4 protein-coding genes are annotated in these 7,480 nt (G+C 64.8%); 3 read left to right on the top strand and 1 reads right to left on the bottom strand.

Going from position 1 to position 7,480, the window contains the following annotated elements:
• The first annotated feature begins 383 nt into the window (after window positions 1–383).
• Genes H7290_RS13410 through H7290_RS13400 form a run of 3 tightly spaced genes read left to right on the top strand, consistent with a single transcriptional unit; the run spans window position 384 to window position 3,474 of the window.
• Window positions 384–1,568: a LacI family DNA-binding transcriptional regulator gene (locus H7290_RS13410; RefSeq protein ID WP_290514518.1), complete on the top strand. Its 1,185-nt coding sequence runs from the start codon at window positions 384–386 to the stop codon at window positions 1,566–1,568.
• Window positions 1,565–2,347 carry a ThuA domain-containing protein gene (locus tag H7290_RS13405; protein WP_290514517.1) on the top strand — a complete coding sequence of 261 codons (783 nt, stop codon included), beginning with the start codon at window positions 1,565–1,567 and terminating at the stop codon, window positions 2,345–2,347. The genes H7290_RS13410 and H7290_RS13405 overlap by 4 nt, the downstream gene beginning before the upstream one ends.
• Window positions 2,344–3,474, top strand: coding sequence for a Gfo/Idh/MocA family oxidoreductase (locus H7290_RS13400; RefSeq protein ID WP_290514516.1), 1,131 nt, complete (start codon window positions 2,344–2,346; stop codon window positions 3,472–3,474). Before H7290_RS13405 ends, H7290_RS13400 begins: the two co-directional genes overlap by 4 nt.
• A 172-nt stretch (window positions 3,475–3,646) precedes the next feature.
• On the opposite strand, the gene H7290_RS13395 is transcribed toward H7290_RS13400, so the two are convergent.
• Window positions 3,647–7,480, bottom strand: a 3,834-nt coding sequence (locus H7290_RS13395; RefSeq protein ID WP_290514515.1) for an SdrD B-like domain-containing protein, incomplete at its 5' end; no start/stop codon positions are given.

Genomic DNA, 7,480 nt, shown 5'->3' with positions numbered 1-7,480 from the left:
GGATCCGCCTCCTCCTGCTGAACAGCCGGCCAGCAGGAGTGCTGCTGCAATTACCCCGGCGATATGCGTCTTTGCCATCTCTTGGTCTCCGATTCAGTGTGGGTCGCCCTTGACGAAACAGCGCCATTACTCAGAAATCGAGCAGATAACCTCGCACGCTGTCGAACGTGACGATATGCCAGATCGAGGTGACGGTCAAGTCAAATGTCAGCGTTGTCATAACTTTTGTCTCGTTGTTCTATTTCTCTTGATGACCTTGAGTGCTCCGCATTCATTGGTAATCGTCCCGGGTAACGGCGCCTATTCCGTTCGTGGCGGCTCTCGATGGGGAGAAGATAATGTCTACGCTGACATTCTGCTCCAACCGGTGCTAGCGTGTCTGCATGACCGAGACGGCGACGGGGGCAAGCGCGTTCGACGCGCCACTGCCGGCACCCGCCATGGGGCCGCCCGAGCGCGATGCTGTGCTCGAGCGACCGCAAGCACGAGCAACTCTCGCCGACGTCGGACGCCTCGCCGGAGTGAGCCCTAAGACGGTGTCCCGCGTCATCCTGGGCAGCAGCAATGTCGCCGAGGGAACGAGGGACCGCGTGCTGTCCGCCGCACGCACGCTCAGGTTTCGTCCCAATCACCTCGCACGCAATCTTCGTCACGGCAGCGTCACCACCACCGTCGCGTTCGTCATCGGCGACCTGACCAACCCCTTCTACTTCCTCGTCGCCGCCGGCATCGAACGCGAACTCGCCGGACATGGACTCATGATGATCCTCGCCGCAACCGACGATGATCCCGCCAGCGAGAAGCGAGTCGTTGAGACGCTGCTCCAGCAACGCGTTCGTGCGGTGCTCATGGTTCCCATCGCGGCTGACCAGTCCTACCTCGAGGGTGAGCGCCAGCTGGGTACCCCCGTCGTCTGCATCGACCGTCCGGCGCACAACCTGATCGCCGACTCGGTCGTGCTCGAGAACTTCGCGGGCACCGCGAGCGCGGTGCGATCGCTCACCCAGGCAGGGCATCGCAAGATCGGCTTCGTCTGCAGTCCTGCAGGGCTCTACACGCACCAGCAGCGACTCGCCGGCTACCGCCAAGCGCTGCTGGAGGCCGGAGTAACCGACACGGCTCAGTGGGAGCGACTCGAGGACGCCGATGGCCCGACGGCGGAAGAGTCCGTTCGCGAACTCCTCGCGCTTCCTGACCCGCCGACCGCGATCATCGCCGGCAACAACCGCGCCAGCTCCGGTGTGATCCACGCGCTCGGCAACCGGTTCGACAAGGTCGCGTTCATCGGATTCGATGACTTTGAGCTCGCCGACGCAGCCGGAATCAGTGTCATCGCCTACGACCCAGCCGAGTTGGGCCGCCAGGCGGCCCGCCTCGTCATTTCACGGCTCGACGATCCGCTCGGCCCGCCGCGCCAGATCGAGATACCGACCTCCCTCATCCAACGTGGCTCCGGCGAACTCCGCGGTGGAGTTAGAGAGGATGCGCAGCAACCTGCGACCCCAGCGCCGAGGGGGCCCGCGACCGAGGAGATCATCAGCATCCCCACCAGAAGGACGATTCAGTGACCACAACCCCTCGGCCCATCCGTGCCCTCGTGTGGGGCGAGAACCGACACGAACAACGCGAGCCCGGCGTCGCCGAGCGGTACCCGGAGGGGATGCACGGGGCGATCCGAGCTGGGATCGAGCAACATCTCGGGGCGGCGGCATCCGTCACCACCACAACGCTCGACGAGCCGGAGCACGGGCTCACCGAGCAGGTTCTCGCCGAGACCGATGTTCTTCTCTGGTGGGGGCACGCCGCCCACGACGAGGTGTCCGACGAGGTGGTCGATCGCGTGCATCGCCACGTGCTGTCGGGGATGGGGCTCATCGTGCTGCACTCTGGGCACTTCGCGAAGATCTTCCAGAAGCTCATGGGCACGACGTGCTCGCTACGCTGGCGAGGAGAGGCCGACCGGGAACTCGTATGGACCATCGATCCGACCCACCCGATCGCTCGCGGTGTTCCCCACCCCATCGTCATCGAGGAGCAGGAAATGTACGGCGAGTTCTTCGACGTACCGGCGCCCGATGAGCTGGTATTCGTGAGCTCCTTCAGTGGCGGGGAGGTCTTCAGGAGCGGATGCACGTGGCGTCGCGGTCACGGAAAGATCTTCTTCTTCAGCCCCGGTGACCAGGAGTACCCGGTCTATCACCATGAGGATGTGCGCCGCGTGATCGCGAACGGCGTCGAGTGGGCGTCGAGCGACCGTGCGCGCGAGCTTCCCGAACTGCACAGGTATTACAGCGGCGAGCACTTCGAGAATGCGGACGGCCACATCGACCCGGTACCCGTCGAATGAGCGGCTTCGCCACCCTGCCCGACTCATCGACGCCCGTCCGGGTGATCCAGGTCGGGGCAGGCGGGATGGGGAAGGTGTGGCTCGAGCTTCTCGTCGCGGCTGCCGATGTCGACCTCGTCGGGCTCGTCGACCTCGACGTCGACCTCGCGCGCCGCGCGTTGACGGAGCTCGGCATCGACGGGGTGATCGTCGGTACGAGCGTCACGGATGTCGCAGCGCAGGTCGATGCGCAGGCGGTGGTCAACGTCACCGTGCCGGTCGCGCATCATCCGGTCACGACCGAGGCCCTGTTTCTCGGGCTGCCGGTGTTGAGCGAGAAGCCGATCGCGCCGACCGTCGCCCAGGCGCTGTCCCTCGCCGCAGCTGCCGAGACCACGGGCCGGCTGCTCATGACGAGCCAGTCACGGCGCTATTACCGGTCGCTTCAGGAGTTCCGGCAGCAGGTCCGTTCGATCGGGCAGGTCGGCATTCTCACCACCGAGTTCTTTGTCGCACCCCGGTTCGGCGGGTTCCGCGACGAGATGCCGTATCCGCTGCTGGTCGATATGGCGATTCATCCGTTCGATGTCGCCAGATACCTGCTTGGAGCCAACCCGGTCTCGGTGTACTGCGAGAGCTTCTCGCCTCCGTGGAGCTGGTACGCGGGTGACGCCGCAACGACGGCGATCTTCGAATTCGCCGACGGTACGCGCTATACCTTCACCGGCAGCTGGTGCAGTGGTGGGCTCGAGACATCGTGGAACGGCTCATGGCGCGCGAGCGGCTCCGACGGAACCGCGACCTGGAACGGCGAGGACAGCCCGCTCGCAGCAGGGTTTGCTGAGAACGCGACGACTCCTGCGATTGTGGGAACGGATGCCGCGGGGCCGGAGGTCATTGCGGGAGCACTCGCCGAATTCGTCGCCGCCCTGCGCACGGGCGAGTCTCCGTCCGGCGAGGTGCACTCGAATGTCTTCAGCCTCGCGATGGTCGAGGCTGCGGTGCGATCGGCGGAGACGGGTGCCCGGGTCGCGATCGCCGAGGTGCTCGAATCGGCGCTGGTCTCGGCGATCGTCCACGAGCGACGCGCCGACGTGCGTTCCTGCCTCGAGTCGTGGGGCTCGGCAGCGGGTCACCTCGGAACTTAGGCCGACCCCCGCCGGGTCGGCCGCACACCAGAGAACCCCCCGAGTGGTGCACGACCGATGGACCCGCCCACGGCAGCTAGTCGTACTCGGTCAGGAGATTGATGTCCTGACCGCGCTCCTGAACTTTGCTCGGTGGCTGCTGCAGCTCAGTGCCGAAGGTGATCCGCCGCCGTCATACAGTCCGGCGACGTACGCGCGCGACGATGAGTGCACACGCGCCACCGAGAAGCAGCAGCAGGGCTACCACTCCGACGATCCCAGGGGTGCCGCCGGTGAAAGCGAGCGCCAAGGTCGTGAGTCCGCTCTCCACGCTGCGAACTCCGAATGGCGGAAGATTCACCGTCGAAGTGGTTGCGGTGGTCGGGCGGAAGCCACTCGGGAAAGTTGTCGGATCCAGGGTGACGGTGTATTCGCCCGACGGTAACGTCGGCAACTGCCAGTTGCCGTCAGCATCCGTAATCGCCCGCAGCGTAACGTCGCCTGTCGGCCCGCGCCAGACGATGACAACTCCGATGCCGGGAATGCCCGGCTCGTCGCCATTTCGAACACCGTTACCGTCACGGTCGTTGAAGACGGTGCCGTTGAGCGTTGAGCTCCCCACAACGACGAAGTCGACATCGAGCCGCGAGGCCCCCGCGGTGAGGGTGGCGACGGTACTGAACTCATCCATGCCGTCCAGGTCGGATGACGGCACATACCCGAGCGGAAGCTCAGTCGGATCGTAGGAGACCCTCACGTCGCCTGCTGGAAGCCCCTCGACGAGGTACTTGCCGGTCGCGTCCGTGCGCTGCCTGACGACGATGTCATCCGCAGTATCAAACACACCATCGGCGCCGGCCGAGCGCACGGTGATCAGGATGCCCGTGACACCCGGCTCCGTAGCACCCTGGATACCATCATGGTTGACATCGAGCCAGAGCAGGTCGCCGACGCCGGCATCACCGACATAACCGAAGTCCTGCACGAGATTGCTCGTGCCACCGAGGAGAGTGAGCTGCGATGTGCTATCCGCTCCCCCGTCCGGATCGGCAGTGGGGCTGATTCCGGTCGGCAGGTTCGAGAGCGTCACGGTGAACACGCCACCGGGCAGTCGATCAAATTTGTAACGCCCGGCCGAATCCGTGGTCGTGGTGGATGTCACGTCGTCCGAAGTGCCGAGCACTCCGTCAAGGCCCACCCACACCAGCGTCGCGGTCACACCCACCAGCCCGGGTTCGCCGGCATCCTTGGAGTTGTTGCCGTTCTGGTCGAGCCAGACGGTGTCGCCGATCGAGCCGGAACCGATGTATCCGAAGTCCGCCGTGGTGAGAGCGGTCGCCGCCGCGAGGGTGACCCGAGTCGTCGAATCGTTGCCACCATCCAGGTCGTAGGTGGGCACAAGTCCGGGGGTCGAAGCAGGCGCGGTCACCGAGACCGAGAACTCTCCTGCCGGCAGACCAGCGAACAGGTATCTACCCGAGGCATCGGTCGTCGTGGTGAATGTGACGTCATCACCGCCACCCTTGACACCGTCCGGCCCGAACCAGACAACTGTGGCGGTAAAGCCAGGCAAGCCGGGCTCGTCCGCCCCCTGAACTCCATCGCCATTGAGGTCGAGCCAGACGGTGTCACCGATACTGCTCGTGCCCGCAAAGCCGAAGTCCTGGTTCAGGTCACTACCGGTGAGGGTGAGCGCTGAGGTCTGGTCTGGCGAAGTGACGCCGCTGTCGGCGTCGTAAGTCGGCGAGAACCCGACGGGCACCCCGCTGATCACCGAGACGATCAAATTGCCATCCGGAACCTGCGTGACGCTCCAGGCGCCGGTGGAATCAGTGGTCGCGAAGAAGGGCAGATCGTCGCCCCCGCCAACGACGCCATCGGCACCGAGATAAAGGACGCGGATGTTGACGCCGGGGACACCCGGTTCGCCCGCGTCCTGCACGCCGTCGCGGTTGATATCCCACCACACCCGATCACCGACAACAGACGTCACCTTGTAACCGAAGTCGACCCCGAGGTCTGCCCGGCCGACGGTGAGCGCAACGGGCGTGACAGAGTCCTTATTGCCGTCACGGTCATAGGAGTTCGGGGCCGCGAGAGGCAGTCCGCCGGTAACGGCAACGGAGTAGTTGCCGGGAAGCAAGCCGGAGAAAAGATACTTGCCGGCGGAATCCGTCGTGGTGGTGAAGGTCGCGTCGTCTCCGCCACCTGCTACTCCATCGACACCGAACCAGCTGAGGGCGACTCCGGCTCCGACGATGCCGGGCTCGGTAGCATCCTGCACTCCGTCGCCGTCTCGGTCGAGCCAGACGAAGTCACCGATGGATCCCGCACCGTTCAGATCGAAATCCTGCACCAAGTTGTTCTGGCCCGCGGCGAGCGTCAGGGTGTTCGCGTTGCTCGTGCCACCATTAGGGTCCGAACTGACGGTATAGCCCGTCGGAAGCGTGCCAAGAGTCACCGAGTGAGGGCCCGACGGCAACTTCGACACGAGGTAGGCGCCGTTTTCGCCGGTAGTCGTGGGGTAGGTGACGTTGTCAGCGGTGGTCGACAGGTCGCCATCCGGGCCACCCCACACCACCGTGACCGGGATACCGGGGAGTCCGGGCTCGCCCGCGTCCTGCGTCTTGTTGCCATTCTGGTCGAACCAGACCCGGTCCCCGATGGACCCGGTGCCGGTGAAGCCGAAGTTCACGTCGGTAGTGACCGCGTTTTCAGCTAGCGTGCCCTGCCAGATGCCGTTCGGGGTGGTGGTGCCACCGTCGAGGTCATAGCTGGGGGTCATCCCGGTAGGTGTCGCCGCCGTCACCCGGTAGAGGCCGCCGGGCAGCTGGTCCACCAGGTAGTCGCCGTTTGCATCTGTGGTGGTGCTGTGCGATTCATCATCGGCGGTGCCGAAGATGCCGTCAGCGCCGGCGTAGAGCACGGTAATGCCGACACCGGGAAGCGACGGTTCATCTGCGTTCTGAGTGCCATCACCGTTGGCGTCGAACCAGACATGCCTGGCAATCGAGGCGAGGTCGAGCTCGACGTTCACCACATCCGCTGTGACGTTGTTGTAGTCGCTGTAGGTAATGTCGGGTTGCTGCTGGGCGGGGTCGACCCCCGCGTACGACGGCACGTCAGCAGTATTGACAATCTCGGGACCCGCGACGATCTCATCGGCGGCAGTGTAGGCCGGCATGGTCACGGAGTAGGTGATGGTGATGGTCTCGTTCACGGCGATGGGGCCGGCGATCGTCCAGGCGAGGGTTCCATCGCTGGGATCGGTGTCGGTCGCGATGACTCCGGCAGGTGGGGTCGACGCAAAGGCCGTGACGTGACGATCCGGGGTGTCGGTCACCTTCACCGCATAGGCGGGCGAGGTGCCGGTGTTCGTGACCGATACCGTGTACGTGAGCGTCTCGCCCGGCTTCGCACGGCGGGTATCAGTTTCGCCAACTGGACCAGTCACGGTCTTCTGAATCGTGAGCAGCGGCTCGACGACCGAAACACTCGCCGTCTTCGCTTCACCGGACTCATCGAAGCTGGCAGCGTCCGGCACCGTCAAGGGAGTTTCGGAGATTTTGTTCGTGCGGTTGTAGAACGGTGCGGCAGAATTCGTGAGCGTGTCTCCTGAGACCGCGCCCGGCGTCACAATGCCCGTGTAAATCAATCGAACGACACGTTGACTGCTGGATGCCGGGTTCAGGTCGCCGAGGAAGAATCCAATCGTTGTGTCGGTGGCCGTCCGGGGCTCGATAACGGCGGCCCCAATGGGGGGCTCACACGTCTCTGCCGGGAGGCACTCGGCGCTCAGCAGCGCGCCGAAGCGGGTGTGGGCTGGCAACGTATCGATGACGGTGGTGTCGAAGGCGACAACGGAGGCCGGAATCGTCACGTCGACCGTGTAGGTGATGACCTCACCGACGGTGCGGGTTGCGGGGCTGGCGGTTTTCGTCAGACCGATCGCCGGGGCGGCGAGCATGACGGAGGACGAGGCCTGGTAGCCCGATCCGGCGCCGCCCGCAGTCGAAGTAGAGGTGCG

Source organism: Aeromicrobium sp., from assembly GCF_014378035.1.
GTDB lineage: Bacteria > Actinomycetota > Actinomycetes > Propionibacteriales > Nocardioidaceae > Aeromicrobium.
Note: the sequence above shows the minus strand (reverse complement) of the source record. Positions and strands in the feature narration are given on the sequence as shown.